Raw genomic sequence first — 18,271 nt, forward strand, 5'->3', positions numbered from 1 at the left:
GCGCGCTCAGGCAGCGAGGGCGCGGGGCGGCCCGCGGCGCACGACACAGTGCACGAGCAGGGGGACGGGACGGGCCGGCCGGCCGGTCCGGAGCGGGGCGGGCGCCGGGCGGCGCCGGGCCGGCGCGGCGCCGATGACCGCGACCGCGATCAGCAGCGGGCGGAAGGCGAAGCCGGCCACCGCGCCGAGCAGCTGGGTCAGCGCCGCCTCGCCGCGGCGCAGCCAGCCGGCCGCCAGCAGCCCGACGGCGATATGCGCCGCGAGCAGCAGATAGGAGGCGGCGGGCGCGGGGGCGTCCGCGGAGAGCCGGGCCAGCGGACCGCCGACCTCGCCGCCGCCGCAGAGCAGGTTCACGCCCAGCGAGCGCAGCGAGCCGGCCACCGGGCCGCCGGCCGCGCCGTAACAGGTGTCCTGGCCGAGGCTGAAGACCAGGTCGGCGCCGAGCTCCAGGGGGACCAGCAGCGCCGCGATCCGCCAGTAGCCGCGCTCCCGGCCGGCCAGCGCGTAGGCGAGCGCGAAGACGGCCACGGAGAGCGCGGCGACGCTGGTCAGCGGCAGCGGCATCCGGGACAGCAGCACATGGGACGCCGCGGACAGCGTGACGCACAGCGCTGTGAAGAGCGCTGCGCGTAGTGTCCGCAGGTGTGCCGCCGAGATGTCCATCGCTGCCGAGTGTGCCATGGGCGGGGATAAGCGGCACCTAAAGGGCCCCGGGCCCGGCGATGACCCCTGGGACCGGGCTCGCGGACCGCCTACAGACCGGGGATCCGGCCGTTGCGGAAGAGGTCCACGAAGAGCTGGTGGTCGGCGTGGGCCCGGGCGCCGTAGGAGTGCGCGAAGTCCACCAGCAGCGGTGCGAAGCCGTCCTCGTCGGCCGCGATGGCCGCGTCGATGGCCCGCTCGGTGGAGAACGGCACGAGCGACTCGCCGGAGGTGTCGTCCGCCGACGCGTGCATCGTGGCCGTGGCCCGGCCGAGGTCCGCGACGACCTGCGCGATCTCCTCCGGGTCGTCGATGTCGGACCAGTCCAGGTCGAGGGCGTACGGGGAGTCCTCGGCCACCAGCTGGCCGTGGCCGTCCAGCTCGGTCCAGCCCAGCAGCGGGTCGGCGTGCGCCTGCAGCGCGCGCTGCGAGAGGACCGTGCGGTGGCCCTCGTGCCGGAAGTACCCGCGCACCTCCGGGTCGGTGAGGTGGCGGGAGACCGCGGGGATCTCCGCCCGCTTCATGTAGAGCACCACGTCGTGCTCCAGGGCGTCGCTGCCGCCCTCCAGGAGGAGGTCGTAGCCGGGCCGCCCGGCCGAGCCGATGCCCATGCCGCGGCGCCCGACCACGTCCTTGACGCGGTACGAGTCGGGGCGGACCAGGCTGGTGTCGGGCAGCGTCTCCAGATAGCCGTCGAACGCGGCCAGGACCTTGTAGCGGCCGGCGGCGTCGAGCTCGACGGTGGTCCGCCCCGGCTTGAAGCGGCGTTCGAAGTCGCGGATCTCGGTGGTCGCCGCCAGCAGCCCGGAGCGGGTGCGCGCACGGGCGCCGCGCAGCGCGCCCAGCAGCGGCCCCGTGGCGGTGTCGAGGGTGAACGGCGGCACCTCGTCGCCCTTGGCCCCGGTGGCCAGGGCGTGCACGCGCTCGCGGTAGGCGCCGGCGTAGGTCCGTACGAGGCCGCTGATCTGGTCGTCGCTGAGGGCCTTGGCGCGGCCGATCAGCGCGACCGAGGCCGCGAAGCGCAGCAGGTCCCAGGTGAAGGGGCCCACGTACGCCTCGTCGAAGTCGTTGACGTTGAAGACCAGCCGGCCCGTGGCGTCCAGGTAGGTGCCGAAGTTCTCGGCGTGCAGATCGCCGTGGATCCACACCCGGCTCGTCCGGTCGTCCTCGTACGGCCCGGTCCGCTTCCCGGCCGCCAGGTCGTGGTAGAAGAGGCAGGCCGTGCCGCGGTAGAAGGCGAAGGCCGAGGCCGCCATCTTGCGGAATTTCACGCGGAAGGCCGCGCGGTCGGCGGCGAGCAGCTCCCCGAACGCGGTGTCGAAGACCGCGAGGATCTCCTCGCCACGCTGTGCGGCGTCCTGCGCCGGGGCGTACTGGGACGGCATCGCTGGGTGCCTCCTGACGTGCGGATATGCGGAGCGGGAGCCGGGCGGACGGGCATCACCGGGCGGCGTCGCGCACCGGTGCCGCGGGTCCGCCGCGACAACCGCCGAGGCTACTCGCGATCGCCCTCGGACGGGTGGCTCGCGCGCCTGCGGCTGTCAGTGGGGAGTCGTAGACTTCGACACCGTTCCACCCCCACCCCAGCCGCCTCCGGAGGTTCAGCGCCGTGGCCGACAAGCCGCCGTTCACCCACCTGCACGTGCACACCCAGTACTCCCTGCTGGACGGTGCGGCGCGGCTGTCGGACATGTTCAAGGCGGCGTCCGAGATGGGCATGTCGCATGTCGCCATGACCGACCACGGCAACCTGCACGGCGCGTACGACTTCTTCCACTCGGCGCAGAAGGCGGGCGTGACGCCGATCATCGGCATCGAGGCGTACGTCGCCCCCGAGTCGCGGCGCAACAAGCGCAAGATCCAGTGGGGCCAGCCGCACCAGAAGCGCGACGACGTCTCCGGTTCGGGCGGGTATACGCATAAAACCATCTGGGCGGCCAACAAGACCGGTCTGCACAACCTCTTCCGGCTCTCCTCGGACGCGTACGCCGAGGGCTGGCTCCAGAAGTGGCCGCGGATGGACAAGGAGACCATCGCCCAGTGGTCCGAGGGGCTGATCGCCTCCACCGGCTGCCCGTCCGGTGAGCTGCAGACCCGGCTGCGCCTGGGCCAGTACGAGGAGGCGCGCCAGGCCGCCTCGGACTACCAGGACATCTTCGGCAAGGACCGGTATTTCCTGGAGCTGATGGACCACGGCATCGAGATCGAGCGCCGGGTCCGGGAGGACCTGCTGAAGATCGGCAAGGAGCTCGGCATCCCGCCGCTGGTCACCAACGACTCGCACTACACCTACGCGCACGAGTCCACCGCGCACGACGCCCTGCTCTGCATCCAGACCGGCAAGAACCTCTCCGACCCGGACCGCTTCCGCTTCGACGGCACCGGCTACTACCTCAAGTCCACCGAGGAGATGTACGCCATCGACTCCTCGGACGCCTGGCAGCAGGGCTGCGACAACACCCGCCTGGTCGCCGACCAGATCGACCCCACCAGGATGTTCGAGAAGCGCGACCTGATGCCGAGGTTCGACATCCCCGAGGGCTTCACCGAGATCACCTGGTTCCAGGAAGAGGTCCGGGTCGGCATGAAGCGCCGCTTCCCGGGCGGCGTTCCCGAGGACCGGCAGAAGCAGGCCGAGTACGAGATGGACGTCATCATCCAGATGGGGTTCCCGGGCTACTTCCTCGTGGTCGCCGACTTCATCATGTGGGCCAAGAACAACGGCATCGCGGTCGGTCCCGGCCGTGGCTCCGCGGCCGGTTCGATCGTCGCGTACGCCATGGGCATCACCGACCTCGACCCGATCGAGCACGGGCTGATCTTCGAGCGGTTCCTCAACCCCGAGCGCGTCTCCATGCCCGATGTCGACATCGACTTCGACGAGCGCAGGCGCGTCGAGGTGATCCGGTACGTCACGGAGAAGTACGGCGCCGACAAGGTCGCCATGATCGGCACGTACGGCAAGATCAAGGCGAAGAACGCCATCAAGGACTCCGCCCGCGTCCTCGGCTACCCGTACGCGATGGGCGACCGCCTCACCAAGGCCATGCCCGCCGACGTCCTCGGCAAGGGCATCGACCTCGACGGCATCACCAACCCCAAGCACCCGCGGTACAGCGAGGCGGGCGAGATCCGGTCGATGTACGAGAACGAGCCGGACGTGAAGAAGGTCATCGACACCGCCAAGGGCGTCGAGGGCCTGGTCCGGCAGATGGGTGTGCACGCGGCCGGCGTGATCATGTCCAGCGAGCCGATCGTCGACCACGCCCCGGTCTGGGTCCGGCACACCGACGGCGTCACCATCACCCAGTGGGACTACCCCCAGTGCGAGTCGCTGGGCCTGCTGAAGATGGACTTCCTGGGCCTGCGCAACCTCACCATCATGGACGACGCCGTCAAGATGGTGAAGAAGAACAAGGGCGTCGAGCTGGAGCTGCTGTCCGTCCCGCTCGACGACCCCAAGACCTTCGAGCTGCTGTGCCGCGGTGACACCCTCGGCGTCTTCCAGTTCGACGGCGGCCCGATGCGTTCGCTGCTGCGCCAGATGCAGCCCGACAACTTCGAGGACATTTCCGCCGTCTCGGCCCTGTACCGGCCCGGCCCGATGGGCATGAACTCCCACATCAACTACGCCGAGCGGAAGAACGGCCGGCAGGAGATCACGCCGATCCACCCGGAGCTGGAGGAGCCGCTCAAGGAGACCCTCGGCCTCACCTACGGCCTGATCGTCTATCAGGAGCAGGTGCAGAAGGCCGCCCAGATCATCGCCGGGTACTCCCTCGGCGAGGCCGACATCCTCCGCCGCGTCATGGGCAAGAAGAAGCCCGAGGAGCTGGCGAAGAACTTCGACATCTTCCAGGCCGGTGCCCGTAAGCAGGGCTATTCGGACGGGGCGATCCAGGCGCTGTGGGACGTCCTGGTCCCGTTCGCCGGCTACGCCTTCAACAAGGCGCACTCCTCCGCGTACGGCCTGGTCACGTACTGGACCGCCTACCTCAAGGCCAACTACCCGGCCGAGTACATGTCCGCGCTTCTGACCTCCGTGCGCGACGACAAGGACAAGTCCGCGGTCTATCTGAACGAGTGCCGGCGGATGGGCATCAAGGTGCTGCCGCCGAATGTCAACGAGTCCGAGGCGAACTTCGCCGCCCAGGGCGACGATGTGATCCTCTTCGGCCTCACCGCGGTCCGTAACGTCGGCCAGAACGTCGTCGACTCGATCATCCGCTGCCGCAAGTCCAAGGGGAAGTACGCCTCGTTCCCCGACTACCTGGACAAGGTCGAGGCGGTGGTCTGCAACAAGCGCACCACCGAATCGCTGATCAAGGCCGGCGCGTTCGACGAGATGGGCCACACCCGCAAGGGCCTGATGGCGCACTACGAGCCGATGATCGACAACGTGGTGCAGGTCAAGCGCAAGGAGGCGGAGGGGCAGTTCGACCTCTTCGGCGGTATGGGGGACGCCGACGACGGCTCCTCCGACGGCCCCGGCTTCGGGCTGGACATCGAGTTCTCCGACGTCGAGTGGGACAAGACCTATCTCCTCGCCCAGGAGCGGGAGATGCTCGGCCTCTACGTCTCCGACCACCCGCTCTTCGGCCTGGAGCATGTGCTCTCCGACAAGGCGGACGCCGCCATCGCCCAGCTCACCGGCGGCGACTACTCGGACGGTTCCATCGTCACCATCGGCGGCATCATCTCCGGCCTCCAGCGCAAGATGACCAAGCAGGGCAACGCCTGGGCCATCGCCACCGTCGAGGATCTGGCCGGCTCCCTCGACTGCATGTTCTTCCCGGCGACCTACCAGCTGGTGTCGACCCAACTCGTCGAGGATGCCGTGGTGTTCGTCAAGGGGCGGCTCGACAAGCGCGAGGACGTCCCGCGTCTGGTCGCCATGGAGCTGATGGTCCCGGATCTCTCCGAGGCCGGCGCCAACGCCCCCGTGACGATCACCATTCCGACGCTGAAGGTCACCCCGCCGATGGTCGAGAAGCTCGGCGAGGTGCTCAACAGCCACCGCGGCTCCACGGAGGTGCGGATCAAGCTGCTGGGGACGCGCAAGACCACCGTGCTGCGGCTGGACCGGCACCGCGTCACGCCCGACCCGTCGCTCTTCGGCGACCTCAAGGTCCTGCTCGGCCCGTCCTGCCTGGCCGGCTGAGTCCACCGGCCTTGACCGCCCAGGGGCGCGCCCGTCGCGGGCGCGCCCCTCACGGTATGGGGAGGGTCAGTTGTGGCCGAAGCGCTTCTCGCGGTGCTTGCGCGCGACATCCCCAGGGCTGACTCCGGTGGACTTGGCCTGGGCTTCCATGGCGGTGTGCTGGGCTTCCCGCTGTCCGCGCTCCGCCTGTGTGGCGGCGGACTTCTGTTTCCGGTCCTGTCTCTTGTTCTTGGCCATGACCGTTGCCTCCTGAGGGGGAATCTGGGATCGGAGCCGGGACCAGACTTACATGGCGGACGGAACCCTGCATTTCGGGCAATTACCCTCTGTAGTGCGGGTGATCGCACGCCGTGCCCGAGATCCCCGCCGAATCCGCCACGCCGATGATCGAGTTCGGGCAGATAACACCCGTACGGTCGGGCAGACTCGAAGGAAAGCCGAAGAGAACTCGTGCCACAGGCCGAGCCGGGGGACGACCGGACTTTCAGGCACCTCAGGGAAGAGGGTGGAACGTGGACCGCTGTGTCGTCCTGGTGGACGCCGGGTATTTGCTCGGTGCCGCCGCGAGCCTGCTCGCCGGAGAACCCGCCCGTGCCCGTATCACCGTCGATCACGCCGCCCTCATCCAGGGCCTGCGGCAGCGCGCCGAGGCGGACACCGAACGCCCGCTGCTGCGGATCTACTGGTTCGACGGTGCCCCCGACCGGGTCCCGCAGCCCGAGCACCGAAGGCTGCGGGTGATGCCCCGGGTCACCGTCCGGCTGGGCGCCCTGACCCGCAGCGACGGGCGCTGGGCGCAGAAGGGCGTGGACGCCGCCATGCACGCCGAGCTGACCGAGCTGGCCCGTAACCGCGCCTGCTCCGACATCGTCCTGGTCACCGGCGACGGCGATCTGCTCCCCGGCCTGATGTCGGCCAAGGAGCACGGCGTCGCCGTCCACCTGTGGGCCGTCCAGGCCGCCGACGGCGACTACAACCAGTCCGAGGACCTGGTCGCCGAGGCCGACGAACGGCGGGTGCTCGACCGGGCCTGGATCACCGGGGCGGTCCGTGCCAAGGAGATCGGCGGCCCCTGCGCCACACCGCCCGTGCCCCGCCCCGAGATCGCCGCCATCCTCTCCGCGCCGCTGCCCGAATCCGCGGTCGCCGCCGCGGCCGCCGCCTCCGGATCCGGCCCGGAGACGGACGGCCGTACGCCCGAGCACAACGGGGTGGGCGCGGCGGCGCGGCCCGAGGCCGCCGGTGACCGGGCGGCCGGCGCCGAGCCGGGTACCGCCGGCTCCCGGGGCGTGCCCACCCCCAAGGACCTCGCCGGGCTCGGGCGGGACCGCGCGGCCGGCCAGCAGAACACCGGCAACGGCGTCCAGTCCGTGGCCGGAGCCACCCTGCGCTGGTCGTCCGACAAGGGCTGGGTCGAGCGCGGCGGCCCGGTCGGCGAGGCCGACGGGATCGCCGGCCTGCCCACCCTCGCCCAGCTCACCAGCGCCGAACAGCGCTGGGCCGACCGCGAGGAGGACATCACCGCCGTCAGCGGCGACCCGTTCGAGGTCGGCCAGGTCTTCGCCCGCCGCTGGACCGACCGGCTCTCCGACCCGGCGCATCTGCAGCAGCTGTCGACGGAGTACCCGCGCATCCCGCACCGCATCGACGGCGAACTGCTCCGCTACGCCGCCCGCTTCGGGCTGCTCGCCCACAAGGACGACCAGATCGACGAGCACGACCGCTACGCCATCCGGGCCGGATTCTGGCGCGAGGTCGACGTACGGACCGCCGCCGAACACGCCCCGGCCGCGGACTGACACCATCCGGTACGCCCCGGTTCCGCCCCGCCCCCGGAGCCCCGCGGGCCGGGCACGGCCCGGGGACGCGTACCCTCATAGCTCGTGAGGACGGGCGCAACACAGGCGGAGCGCGGGCGGCCGGTGGTGTGCGCCGTGCGCGATCTGGTCAAGACGTACCCCGCGATGCGCGGGCGCCGCGGTGCGGCACAGGCGCCCGCCGTACGGGCCAGCGACGGCATCACCCTGGACGTCCGCCGCGGAGAGATCTTCGGGCTGCTCGGCCCCAACGGCGCCGGCAAGTCCACCCTGGTGCGCCAGCTGACCGGGCTGCTGCGCCCGGACTCCGGCAGCATCGCCGTCCTCGGCCACGACCTGGTGCGGCACCCGGAGCGGGCGGCCCGGCTGCTCGGCTATCTGGGGCAGGAGTCCACCGCACTGGACGAGCTGACGGTCGCCCTCGCCGTGGAGACCACCGGCCGGCTGCGCGGTCTCGGCACCCGGGAGGCGCGCGCCGAGCGGGACGCGGTGCTCGGTGAGCTGGGCCTGGCGGACCTCGCGGGCCGGGTACTGAAGAAGCTCTCCGGCGGCCAGCGGCGGCTGGCCTGCTTCGCCACCGCGCTGATCGGCGCGCGTCCGCTGCTGGTGCTGGACGAGCCGACCACCGGTATGGACCCGGTCGCCCGGCGCGCCGTCTGGGCCGCGGTGGACCGGCGTCGGGCCGAACACGGTGCCACGGTGGTGCTGGTGACCCACAACGTCCTGGAGGCCGAGACCGTGCTCGACCGGGTCGCGGTGCTCGACCAGGGCCGGGTCATCGCCTGCGACACGCCCGGCGGACTGAAGGACATGGTGAGCGACGAGGTCCGGCTGGAGCTGGTCTGGCGCGACCGCCCGCCGCTGGACGTCCCCGAGGTCGCCGCCCTCGAGCCCGGCGCCCGCACCTCCGGCCGCCGCTGGACCCTCCGCCTCCCCGCCGACCAGGCCCGCTCCGCCGTCGCCGCGGTCACCGCGGGCCCCGCCTTCGCGGCCCTCGACGACTTCAGCCTCACGACACCGAGCCTGGAGGACGTGTACCTGGCACTGGGCGGCCGGGCGGAGGGGCTGGTGAAGGCGTGAGCGGGTGCGGCGGTCGGCCGGGGGTCCGGGGGTTGCCCCTGGAGGATTGCAGTCTGGCACTGGGCGGCCGGGCGGAGGGGCTGGTGAAGGCGTGAGCGGGGTCAGGAAAAACGGCGGACGTAGCGACTACCGCGGACACCGCGAGGAAGGCCGGGTGGCAGTGTGAGTGTGGTTCCCGCGCAGGCGGTGGCCGGGGCGGCCCCCGGCACCGGGGGGTGGCCCGAGGACGGGAGCGCCCCGCTCGCGCCGCGCGCCCGCTTCGTGCCCGCGCTCGGCGCCGTCTACCGCGCCCAGCTCTCCCGGGCCCGGGTGGCACGGATCCCGCTCCTCTTCGTCGCCACCTTCCAGTCCGTCGGGATCATGGTCCTGCTGCGCGGAGTGGTCGACGGCGGCGAGCCGGCGCGGTCCGTGGTCTCCGGCTCCAGCGTCCTGGTCGTCGCCTTCGTGGCACTCAACCTCCTCGCCCAGTACTTCGGCCAGCTCCGGGCCGGCGGCGGCCTCGACCACTACGCGACGCTGCCGGTCCCGCCGGCCGCCGTGGTGCTCGGCGCGGCCACCGCCTACGCCTCCTTCACCGTGCCCGGGACGCTCGTCACCGCGGTCACCGGCTGTCTGCTCTTCCAGCTGCCGATGGCCCACCTCTGGGTACTGGCCGCCGTGCTCCCGCTCGCCGGAGCCGCGCTGGCCGGGCTCGGCGCGGCCCTCGGACTGCTCGCCCCCCGCCCCGAACTCGCCACGCTCTGCGGCCAGCTGGGCATGTCGGCGGCGCTGCTGCTGGGCGTGCTGCCGGCCGGGCGGATGCCCGAGGTGATCGGCTGGGCCCGGGATCTGCTGCCGTCGACCTACGGTGTGGAGGCGCTGGCCCGCAGCTTCGACCCGCACCCGGACTGGGCCGCGGTCGCCGCCGACCTCGGCGTCTGCGCCGCCGTCGGCGTGCTCTCGCTGGCCGTCGCGACCTGGGCGTACCGCAGGGCGGCGGCCCGGTGACCGGCGCCCCCGCCCCGAACGGCCGTCCTGCCGCCGGTCCCACCGGCCCCACCTGGCACGATGACGGGGTGACCGCACCGCTGACGCCCCCCGACAAGCAACCGCCCGAAGAGCCTCAGCACTCCGGGGCCGCACCCGACGGCCACGATGCCACCGCTGTGCCCGACGCCCGCGAGCTGCGCGAGGCCGCGCTGATCGCGATCGTGGTCGCGGTGAGCGGCGTCCTCCTCGGCGTGCTCTGGAACTGGCTCGCCCCGCACATCCCGCTGATCGCGGACAGCCGCAACGTCTACCTGAAGTACGCCGAGAGCGAGGAGGCGATCGGCGCCGACGTCACCTTCATCCTGCTGTCCCTCGGCTTCGGTGTGGTCAGCGCGGCCGTCGTCTTCCTCTTCCGCCGCCGCGCCGGGATCCCGGTGGTCGTGGCGCTCGCCCTGGGCGGACTGCTGGGCGCGGTGGTGGCCTGGCAGACCGGTATGTGGGTGGGCCCCACCTCCGACCTGGTCGCGCACGCCAAGGAGGCCGGACCGGGCGTCACCTTCGACGGCCCGCTCCGCCTCCAGGCCAAGGGCGCGCTGCTGTTCTGGCCGATCGCCGCGATGCTCACCCAGCTGCTGCTGACCGGGCTCTTCGGCCCGCGCGACCCCGAGCCGGAACCACCGCACTGGCCGTGGCTCGGAGACCAGGACCACCCGGCGGCTCCTCCTGCCGGTCCGCCCGTTCCCCCCGCCGGCCCGCCCGCCGACCACTGACCCGGCCCTCGGGGGCAGCCTCCGCAGGCCGCCCCCGAGCCGTCCCGGCTCGTGCGACCGGCCCCGGCCCCGTGCGACGACGGACCTCGGCCCCGTGCGACGACCGGCCTCAGCCCCGTGCGATCGGCGCGAACCGCGCCCCCGTCAGCGCTGCCAGATCGGCCGGCGACAGCTCGACCTCCAGCCCGCGCCGCCCCGCCGAGACACACACCGTCGGCCGGCCCTCGGCCGAGGCGTCCACGACCGTACGCAGCCGCTTGCGCTGCCCCAGCGGCGAGATCCCGCCGACCACATAGCCCGTGGTGCGTTCGGCCACCGCCGGATCGGCCATCGCCGCCCGCTTGCCGCCCACCGCCGCCGCCAGCGCCTTGAGGTCCAGCGACCCCGACACCGGCACCACGGCCACCGTCAGGGTGCCGTCGACATCCGCCAGCAGCGTCTTGAACACCTGTTCCGGCGACACCCCGAGCGCCTCGGCGGCCTCCTCGCCGTACGAGGCCGCGGCCGGATCGTGCGCGTACGAGTGCGTGGTGAAGGAGACCCCCGCCTCGGTCAGCGCGACCGTCGCCGGAGTGCCGACGGACTTGACGGACTTCCTGGACTTCTTCGTCACCCTCGACTTCTCCCGCTCGTCCCGCGCCCTCGTGCTTCCCGCGCCCGCGCCCCTTTTCGCGCCCTCGCGCCGCGCGTCAGTTGGGGCTGGTCGGCTGCCGGGTCAGCTCCACGGCCGGCAGCGACGGGAGCTTACCGAGCAGCGCCGACTCGTGGCGAAGGAGTTTCAGCTCCTGCCGCAGGCGGTCCGCGGTGTCGGGCGCCTCCAGCAGCCGCTGCTTGGCCGGGACGTCCAGCACCGCCGCCGCGGCGACCAGGTACGACAGCACCGACGGGTCGGCCGGCAGGTCCTGCCCGCTCGCCAGGGTCCGCTCGTTCGCCCAGGCCAGCCGCTTCTGATAGGTACGGAAGGCCCGCACCACGCCTGACGAGAGCGCGCCCGCGCCCTCGCCCCGGTCCTCCGCCAGCTCGTCCACCTCGGCCGTCAGATACGGGCCGGAGGCGTCCACCGACCGCAGCCGGAAGCGGGTGGTACCGGTGGCCAGGACCTCATAGCCGGCGTCCGACGGCTTCTCCCGGATGGTGGCCGCGTCCGCGATACAGCCCACGGCATGGAACGCCTGCGCCGGGTCGTCACCGAATCCCGCCGCGGGCCCCTGGACGGCCGGCGCGGTGGCGTCCGGCATGCCCTGGGCGGTGGGCGCGACCTCCCGGCCGTCCCGGATCGCCACCACGGCGAAGCGGCGCTGCTCCTCGGGCGCCGTGCTCAGATCGCGCATCATCGCCCGGTACCGCGCCTCGAAGACGTTCAGCGGGAGCAGCAGTCCCGGGAACAGCACGGTGTTGAGGGGGAAGAGCGGCAGAGAGGTCACGACGCAAGAGCCTAACCGCTGTCCCCGGCCCGCCTCCCACGGCGGGAGGGGCCGGTGGACCCGGGTATCACTGCCGCCGCAGCAGGCGGGACGCGCCGGCCGCCACCGACGTCGCCAGCACCCACCCGGCGAGGATGAACACCGCCGCCACCCACTGGGCGACGCCCGCCGGCTCCCACGCGGCGCCCTGATGGAGATCGATCACCGGGAGCAGTAAGTCGAGGGCGTAGAGGTACGGGTTCCAGGGCGGGGCCTCGTCCGGCTTGAGGGGCCCCGGCGGGGACGACGCGAAGTAGACCGTGCCGATCGCCCACAGGACGGCCATCCAGACCGCGGCCCGCCCGGGGCGGTAGCCGTAGGCCACGGTCCAGTCCTGGAGGAAGCCCCAGGCCTTCGCGGCCAGCGGCAGCGTCTCCCGGCGGCGCCGCTGTTTGGCCAGCAGCACCTCGCGGGCGTCCGAGTCCTCCCCGCTGCGGCGCAGCGAGACGGCGAGCATCTCGTACGGCTCGGGCGCGTACTCGGCCGTCGCCGCGGCCACCCACTCCAGCCGCTGGGAGAGCGGGAAGGGCCCGCGGGGAATCAGCGTCTCGTACGCGAAGCCGGCCATCCGGAGCCTGCCGAGCCCCGGCCAGCTCGCCGCCCGGTCGACGAGGTTGACGACCCGGGCGCCGGCCAGGATGACGCCTCCGCGCTGCGGTCGTTCGCCGAGGAACCGCAGCTCGGGCGTCTGGATCCGGCGCAGGGAGAGCTCCTGGTCGGCTTCCATGGTGAAGCGGGCGTGCTCGAAGTCGACGGCGTCACCGAACCGGCCGTCGTCCAGCCGTATCCCGCCCTCGCACTCGAAGCGCTGCATACGGCTGCTGCCCTGCGGGGTGTACGGGATGCCGCCCGGGGGCGCGGGCGGGATGCCGTACGGGGGAGTGGTGCCGCTGGAGAAGGGGGAGTTGGCGAGTCCGGCGGCGGTCAGGTAAAGGGTGCGTTCCACGGTCAGCTGGGGGGCGTTGAGCGCACGGCGGCCGAAGGGGTTGCTCAGCCGGCTGCCGCGCAGGCTCAGCGACACCCCGACGGTGGCGCCGCGCAGCGACAGCTCGCCGTAGGACTGCAGCATCTCCGCCTGGAGGTCCTGGCCGACGGTCAGCCCGTCGGCGCTGATCGAACGGCCCTGGCGGTCCTTGTGCACCACGGTCTGGTTGAGCATCAGGTCCGTGCCGATGTGCGCGTCGGTGAGCCGGATACCGGAGAGCACCACACAGCGCGGCAGATGGAGATCGCCCTCGGTCTGCAGCCGGGCCGCCTCCAGCCGGGGTATCGCGCAGTTCACCATCCGCAGCGTGGTGAACCGGCTCTCGGGCAGCACCACCTCGGCCTCGAAGCGGCAGTCCCGCAGCTCGACGAATGGCTTGATCGTGCCGCCCGCGACGTCGAGAGTGTCCGTGATGTACGCCCCGGTGAGCTTGAGCGCGGCGACCCGGCCCGGCTGCGCCGGCGGCCCGCCGAGCAGCAGCAGCGCCACGACCCGGGCCCGCACCCGGCGCTCGGGTCCCCACAGATGCTGCCCGTGCGGATCGTCCTGCTCCGGGTCGCCGTTCTGCAGATCGCAGGTGCTGCCGTTGCGGAAGGCCTGCCACATGCTCCACTCCGCCGACGTCAGACGCAGGTCGGCGGGCGCGTCGCCGTCCCTGAGCTCGGTCACTGTTTCCCCCTTACTGCCCCAGGTCTGCCGTACTGTCCGCCGCCGCGCGTGCCGCGACCCGTTCGGACGCCTGCCGCGCGTGGTCGCCGCGCGAGCCGCATACGCCCCACAGGTCTCCCCGTATGCCGCTACCAGGCCCTTGCCCGCCCCGTGACCGCTTGAACACGCATGGTCAGGGTCAACTCCGGTCAACTTCGCCGGGCGGCGGTACGGCGCTCCTGGCCCGTGCGCCGCTGTGTATCACCCACCGATACGGGCGTCCGGGAGCGGGAGCGGGTCTGAGACACTGGGGACGTGATCTCCCGAATCGATCTGCGCGGTGACGCCCTCCCCGAGGGCGGCGCCCTGCGTGACCTGCTGCCCCGTGCCGAGTTCGACGTGGAAGCCGCCCTGGAGAAGGTGCGGCCCATCTGCGAGGACGTACGCCATCGCGGCACCGCGGCGCTGATCGAGTACGCGCGGCGGTTCGACGGCGTCGAGATCGAGCAGGTCCGGGTCCCCGCGGAGGCCCTCAAGACCGCCCTGGAGGAGCTGGACCCGGCCGTCCGCGCCGCCCTGGAGGAGTCCGTCCGGCGCGCCCGGATCGTCCACCGCGAGCAGCGCCGCACCGATGTCACCACCCGCGTCGTGCCCGGCGGCACGGTCACCGAGCGCTGGGTGCCCGTCGAGCGGGTGGGGCTGTACGTCCCCGGTGGCCGCTCGGTCTACCCCTCGTCCGTCGTGATGAACGTCGTTCCCGCGCAGGAGGCGGGCGTCGAGTCGCTGGCCGTCACGTCCCCGCCGCAAGCGGCCCCTCTTAACAGTGAATGGGGCGGCGGCCTGCCGCACCCCACCATCCTGGCGACCTGCGCGCTGCTCGGCGTGGACGAGGTCTACGCCGCCGGCGGCGCCCAGGCCATCGCGATGTTCGCGTACGGCACGGACGAGTGCCGGCCCGCCAACCTCGTCACCGGCCCCGGCAACATCTACGTCGCCGCCGCCAAGCGCCTGCTCAAGGGCCGGATCGGTATCGACTCCGAGGCCGGTCCGACCGAGATCGCGATCCTCGCCGACGCCACCGCCGACCCGGTGCACCTCGCCGCCGACCTGATCAGCCAGGCCGAGCACGACCCGATGGCCGCCGCGGTCCTGGTCACCGACTCGGCGGAGCTCGCCGAGCGGACCGAGCAGGAACTCAAGCCGCAGGTCGCGGCGACCAAGCACATCGAGGACCGGATCGTCCCGGCGCTCTCCGGCCGCCAGTCGGCCATCGTCCTGGTCGACGGCATCGACGAGGGCCTGCGCGTGGTCGACGCGTACGGCGCCGAGCACCTGGAGATCCAGACCGCCGACGCCGCCGCCGTCGCCGCCCGGGTCCGCAACGCCGGCGCGGTCTTCGTCGGCCCGTACGCCCCGGTCTCCCTCGGCGACTACTGCGCCGGCTCCAACCACGTCCTGCCCACCGGCGGCTGCGCCTGCCACTCCTCGGGGCTGTCCGTGCAGTCGTTCCTGCGCGGCATCCATGTCGTGGACTACACCCGCGACGCGCTGGCCGAGGTCGCCCACCATGTGGTGACCCTCGCCGAGGCCGAGGACCTCCCGGCGCACGGCGCGGCGATCAAGGCAAGGTTCGACTGGAAGGTTCCCGGTAGCAGCAAGTGACCGGTATCGACGATCTCCCCATCAGGGACGAGCTGCGCGGCAAGTCCCCGTACGGCGCCCCGCAGCTGGACGTGCCCGTACGCCTGAACACCAACGAGAACCCCTACCCGCTGCCCGAGCCGCTGGTCCGGCGGATCGGCGAGCGGGTGACCGAGGCCGCCCGGCACCTCAACCGCTACCCGGACCGGGACGCGGTGGAGCTCCGCACCGAGCTGGCCCGCTACCTCTCCCGCACCGGCGGTCACGAGGTCACCAAGGACCAGATCTGGGCGGCCAACGGCTCCAACGAGATCCTCCAGCAGCTGCTGCAGACCTTCGGCGGCCCGGGCCGTACCGCCCTCGGCTTCGAGCCGTCGTACTCGATGCACGGGCTGATCTCGCGCGGTACCGGCACCGGCTGGCTCTCCGGCCCGCGCAACGACGACTTCACCATCGACGTCGAGGCGGCCCGGTCGGCCATCGCCGAGCACCGGCCCGACGTGGTCTTCATCTGCTCGCCCAACAACCCGACGGGCACCGCGGTCGAGGCCGGGACCGTGCTCGCGCTGTACGAGGCCGCGCAGGCGGCGCGGGCCGGCACCGGCGGGGCGCTGGTGGTGGTCGACGAGGCCTATGGCGAGTTCAGCCACCGCCCCTCGCTGCTGCCGCTGATCGAGGGCCGGCCGAACCTGGTGGTCTCCCGGACGATGTCCAAGGCGTTCGGCGCCGCCGGGCTGCGGCTGGGCTACCTGGCCGCCGACCCGGCCGTGGTCGACGCCGTCCAGCTGGTCCGGCTGCCGTACCACCTGTCGTCCGTCACCCAGGCCACCGCGCTGGCCGCCCTGGAGCACACCGACACCCTGCTGAAGTACGTCGAGCAGCTCAAGGCGGAGCGGGACCGGCTGGTCACCGAGCTGCGGGCGATCGGCTGCGAGGTCACCGCCTCCGACGCCAACTTCGTGCAGTTCGGACGCTTCGCCGACGCGCACGCCGCCTGGCAGGCGATCCTCGACCAGGGTGTCCTGGTCCGTGACAACGGCGTACCGGGCTGGCTGCGGGTCACCGCCGGCACCCCGGCCGAGAACGACGCGTTCCTGGACGCGGTTCGCACGCTGTGCAAAGAACGCAGCCCGAAGGAGAACGAGCGATGACCCGCGTAGGACGCGTGGAGCGCACGACGAAGGAAACGTCCGTGCTCGTCGAGATCGACCTCGACGGCCGGGGCGAGGTCGAGGTGTCGACCGGTGTCGGCTTCTACGACCACATGCTCGACCAGCTCGGCCGGCACGGCCTGTTCGACCTCAAGGTCAAGACCGACGGCGATCTGCACATCGACACCCACCACACCATCGAGGACACCGCCCTCGCGCTGGGTGCCGCCTTCAAGCAGGCCCTGGGCGACAAGTCCGGCATCTACCGCTTCGGCAACTGCACCGTCCCGCTGGACGAGTCCCTCGCCCAGGTGACCGTCGACCTCTCCGGCCGCCCCTACCTGGTGCACACCGAGCCGGAGAACATGGCGCCGATGATCGGTACCTACGACACGACCATGACCCGGCACATCTTCGAGTCGTTCGTCGCCCAGGCCCAGATAGCGCTGCACATCCACGTCCCGTACGGCCGCAACGCCCACCACATCGTGGAGTGCCAGTTCAAGGCGCTGGCCCGGGCGCTGCGCTACGCCAGCGAGCGCGACCCGCGTGCGGCGGGCATCATCCCGTCCACCAAGGGAGCGCTGTAACTCCATGACCGGTATGTCCACCCTCTTCCTCGTGATCGGGCTCTTCCTCCTCGGCGGTGTCTACTCCTTCAAGAAGCAGGAGATGCCCAAGAGCCTGATCGTGCTGCTGTCCATCGGCTCGGCGATGTGCCTGCTCGCCGGCGTGCTGCGGCTGGAGGTATGGAATTGAGCCCCTCGGCACCCCGCAGGAAGGTCGTGGTCTTCGACTACGGCTTCGGCAACGTCCGTTCCGCCGAGCGCGCCCTGGCCCGTGTCGGCGCCGAGGTGGAGATCACCGGGGACTACGACCGGGCGATGAACGCCGACGGCCTGCTGGTTCCCGGCGTCGGCGCGTTCGCCGCCTGTATGCAGGGGCTGAAGCGGGCGCGCGGCGACTGGATCGTCGGCCGGCGGCTCTCCGGCGGCCGCCCGGTCATGGGCATCTGCGTCGGCATGCAGATCCTCTTCGGCCGCGGCATCGAGCACGGCGTGGAGACCGAGGGTCTGGACGAGTGGCCCGGCACGGTCGGCCCGCTCAAGGCCGACGTCGTCCCGCATATGGGCTGGAACACCGTCGAGGCCGCCCAGGGCTCGTCCCTCTTCGCCGGCCTGCCCGCCGACGCCCGCTACTACTTCGTGCACTCCTACGCGGTGCACGACTGGGAGCTGGAGACCGGCAACCCGCACATCGCCGGGCCGAAGGTCAGCTGGGCCACCCACGGCGAACGGTTCGTGGCCGCGGTCGAGAACGGCCCGCTGTGGGCCACCCAGTTCCACCCCGAGAAGTCCGGCGACGCCGGCGCGCAGCTCCTGTCCAACTGGATCGACACCCTGTGAGCACCCTGATGCCGAAGCTCGAACTCCTCCCCGCCGTCGACGTCCGCGACGGCCAGGCCGTCCGCCTCGTCCACGGCGAGTCCGGCTCCGAGACCTCCTACGGCGACCCGCTGCAGGCGGCCCTCGCCTGGCAGCGGTCCGGCGCCGAGTGGCTGCATCTGGTCGACCTCGACGCGGCCTTCGGCACCGGCGACAACCGGGCGCAGATCGCCGAGGTCGCCCGCTCGATGGACATCAAGGTCGAGCTGTCCGGCGGGATCCGCGACGACGACTCGCTGGCCGCCGCCCTGGCCACCGGCTGCACCCGGGTCAACATCGGCACCGCGGCGCTGGAGGACCCCGAGTGGGTCGCGCAAGATCATCGCCGAGTACGGCGACCGGATCGCGGTCGGCCTGGACGTCCGCGGCACCGACACTGCGCGGCCGCGGCTGGACCCGCGACGGCGGCGACCTCTACGAGACCCTGGCCCGCCTGGAC

At 72.2% G+C, this 18,271-nt stretch carries 16 protein-coding genes and 1 pseudogene; 11 read left to right on the top strand and 6 right to left on the bottom strand.

Going from position 1 to position 18,271, the window contains the following annotated elements; genetic code table 11:
* Window positions 1–6: 6 nt before the first annotated feature.
* Complete coding sequence (locus AZE13_RS17540; RefSeq protein WP_066932293.1) at window positions 7–663, bottom strand: hypothetical protein; 657 nt, start codon at window positions 661–663, stop codon at window positions 7–9.
* A gap of 89 nt (window positions 664–752) precedes the next feature.
* On the bottom strand, window positions 753–2,087 hold the full coding sequence (locus AZE13_RS17545) for a DUF2252 domain-containing protein (RefSeq protein ID WP_066932295.1): 1,335 nt from the start codon (window positions 2,085–2,087) through the stop codon (window positions 753–755).
* 224 nt (window positions 2,088–2,311) lie between these two features.
* Between AZE13_RS17545 and dnaE the strand changes: the two genes are divergently transcribed.
* Window positions 2,312–5,863 (top strand): DNA polymerase III subunit alpha, encoded by a 3,552-nt coding sequence (gene dnaE, locus AZE13_RS17550; RefSeq protein WP_066932297.1) that lies wholly within the window; start codon window positions 2,312–2,314, stop codon window positions 5,861–5,863.
* Between the two features lie 66 nt (window positions 5,864–5,929).
* Here dnaE and AZE13_RS36930 read toward each other — a convergent pair whose 3' ends face one another.
* On the bottom strand, window positions 5,930–6,100 hold the full coding sequence (locus AZE13_RS36930) for a hypothetical protein (protein WP_181690367.1): 171 nt from the start codon (window positions 6,098–6,100) through the stop codon (window positions 5,930–5,932).
* Window positions 6,101–6,375: 275 nt separating this feature from the next.
* Between AZE13_RS36930 and AZE13_RS17555 the strand changes: the two genes are divergently transcribed.
* The 4 genes from AZE13_RS17555 (at window position 6,376) to AZE13_RS17570 (ending at window position 10,499) form a co-directional block, all read left to right on the top strand.
* Complete coding sequence (locus tag AZE13_RS17555) at window positions 6,376–7,662, top strand: NYN domain-containing protein (RefSeq protein ID WP_066932299.1); 1,287 nt, start codon at window positions 6,376–6,378, stop codon at window positions 7,660–7,662.
* 84 nt (window positions 7,663–7,746) lie between these two features.
* Window positions 7,747–8,760 (top strand): ABC transporter ATP-binding protein, encoded by a 1,014-nt coding sequence (locus AZE13_RS17560; protein WP_079124102.1) that lies wholly within the window; start codon window positions 7,747–7,749, stop codon window positions 8,758–8,760.
* Between the two features lie 162 nt (window positions 8,761–8,922).
* On the top strand, window positions 8,923–9,747 hold the full coding sequence (locus AZE13_RS17565; protein WP_398780161.1) for an ABC transporter permease: 825 nt from the start codon (window positions 8,923–8,925) through the stop codon (window positions 9,745–9,747).
* A 68-nt stretch (window positions 9,748–9,815) separates the two neighbouring features.
* A complete protein-coding gene (locus AZE13_RS17570; protein WP_079124128.1) occupies window positions 9,816–10,499 on the top strand; it encodes a DUF2567 domain-containing protein in 684 nt (227 codons plus the stop codon).
* A 109-nt stretch (window positions 10,500–10,608) separates the two neighbouring features.
* Here AZE13_RS17570 and ybaK read toward each other — a convergent pair whose 3' ends face one another.
* From ybaK to AZE13_RS17585, 3 genes are all read right to left on the bottom strand, one after another.
* Window positions 10,609–11,112 (bottom strand): Cys-tRNA(Pro) deacylase, encoded by a 504-nt coding sequence (ybaK, locus tag AZE13_RS17575; protein ID WP_066932303.1) that lies wholly within the window; start codon window positions 11,110–11,112, stop codon window positions 10,609–10,611.
* Window positions 11,113–11,188: 76 nt separating this feature from the next.
* A complete protein-coding gene (locus AZE13_RS17580; protein WP_066932305.1) occupies window positions 11,189–11,923 on the bottom strand; it encodes an LON peptidase substrate-binding domain-containing protein in 735 nt (244 codons plus the stop codon).
* Between the two features lie 67 nt (window positions 11,924–11,990).
* Window positions 11,991–13,616 (bottom strand): oxidoreductase, encoded by a 1,626-nt coding sequence (locus AZE13_RS17585; RefSeq protein ID WP_066932307.1) that lies wholly within the window; start codon window positions 13,614–13,616, stop codon window positions 11,991–11,993.
* Between the two features lie 294 nt (window positions 13,617–13,910).
* Here AZE13_RS17585 and hisD point away from each other — a divergent pair, with 294 nt between their 5' ends.
* The 6 genes and pseudogenes from hisD to AZE13_RS34125 form a co-directional block, all read left to right on the top strand.
* On the top strand, window positions 13,911–15,257 hold the full coding sequence (gene hisD / locus AZE13_RS17590) for a histidinol dehydrogenase (protein ID WP_066932309.1): 1,347 nt from the start codon (window positions 13,911–13,913) through the stop codon (window positions 15,255–15,257).
* On the top strand, window positions 15,254–16,387 hold the full coding sequence (locus AZE13_RS17595; RefSeq protein ID WP_066932311.1) for a histidinol-phosphate transaminase: 1,134 nt from the start codon (window positions 15,254–15,256) through the stop codon (window positions 16,385–16,387). The genes hisD and AZE13_RS17595 overlap by 4 nt, the downstream gene beginning before the upstream one ends.
* Window positions 16,384–16,977, top strand: a complete 594-nt coding sequence (gene hisB / locus AZE13_RS17600) for an imidazoleglycerol-phosphate dehydratase HisB (RefSeq protein ID WP_066932313.1) — start codon at window positions 16,384–16,386, stop codon at window positions 16,975–16,977. Before AZE13_RS17595 ends, hisB begins: the two co-directional genes overlap by 4 nt.
* Window positions 16,978–16,981: 4 nt before the next feature.
* The gene (locus tag AZE13_RS36935) at window positions 16,982–17,146 is read left to right on the top strand and encodes a hypothetical protein (RefSeq protein WP_181690368.1); all 165 of its coding nucleotides are present in this window, start codon (window positions 16,982–16,984) and stop codon (window positions 17,144–17,146) included.
* A complete protein-coding gene (gene hisH, locus AZE13_RS17605) occupies window positions 17,137–17,793 on the top strand; it encodes an imidazole glycerol phosphate synthase subunit HisH (protein ID WP_066932315.1) in 657 nt (218 codons plus the stop codon). The genes AZE13_RS36935 and hisH overlap by 10 nt, the downstream gene beginning before the upstream one ends.
* An 8-nt stretch (window positions 17,794–17,801) precedes the next feature.
* Window positions 17,802–18,271, top strand: a pseudogene (locus AZE13_RS34125) (HisA/HisF-related TIM barrel protein); the annotation flags it as partial.

The organism is Streptomyces sp. NBRC 110611, assembly GCF_001590865.1.
In the GTDB taxonomy this organism is placed as follows: domain Bacteria; phylum Actinomycetota; class Actinomycetes; order Streptomycetales; family Streptomycetaceae; genus Streptomyces.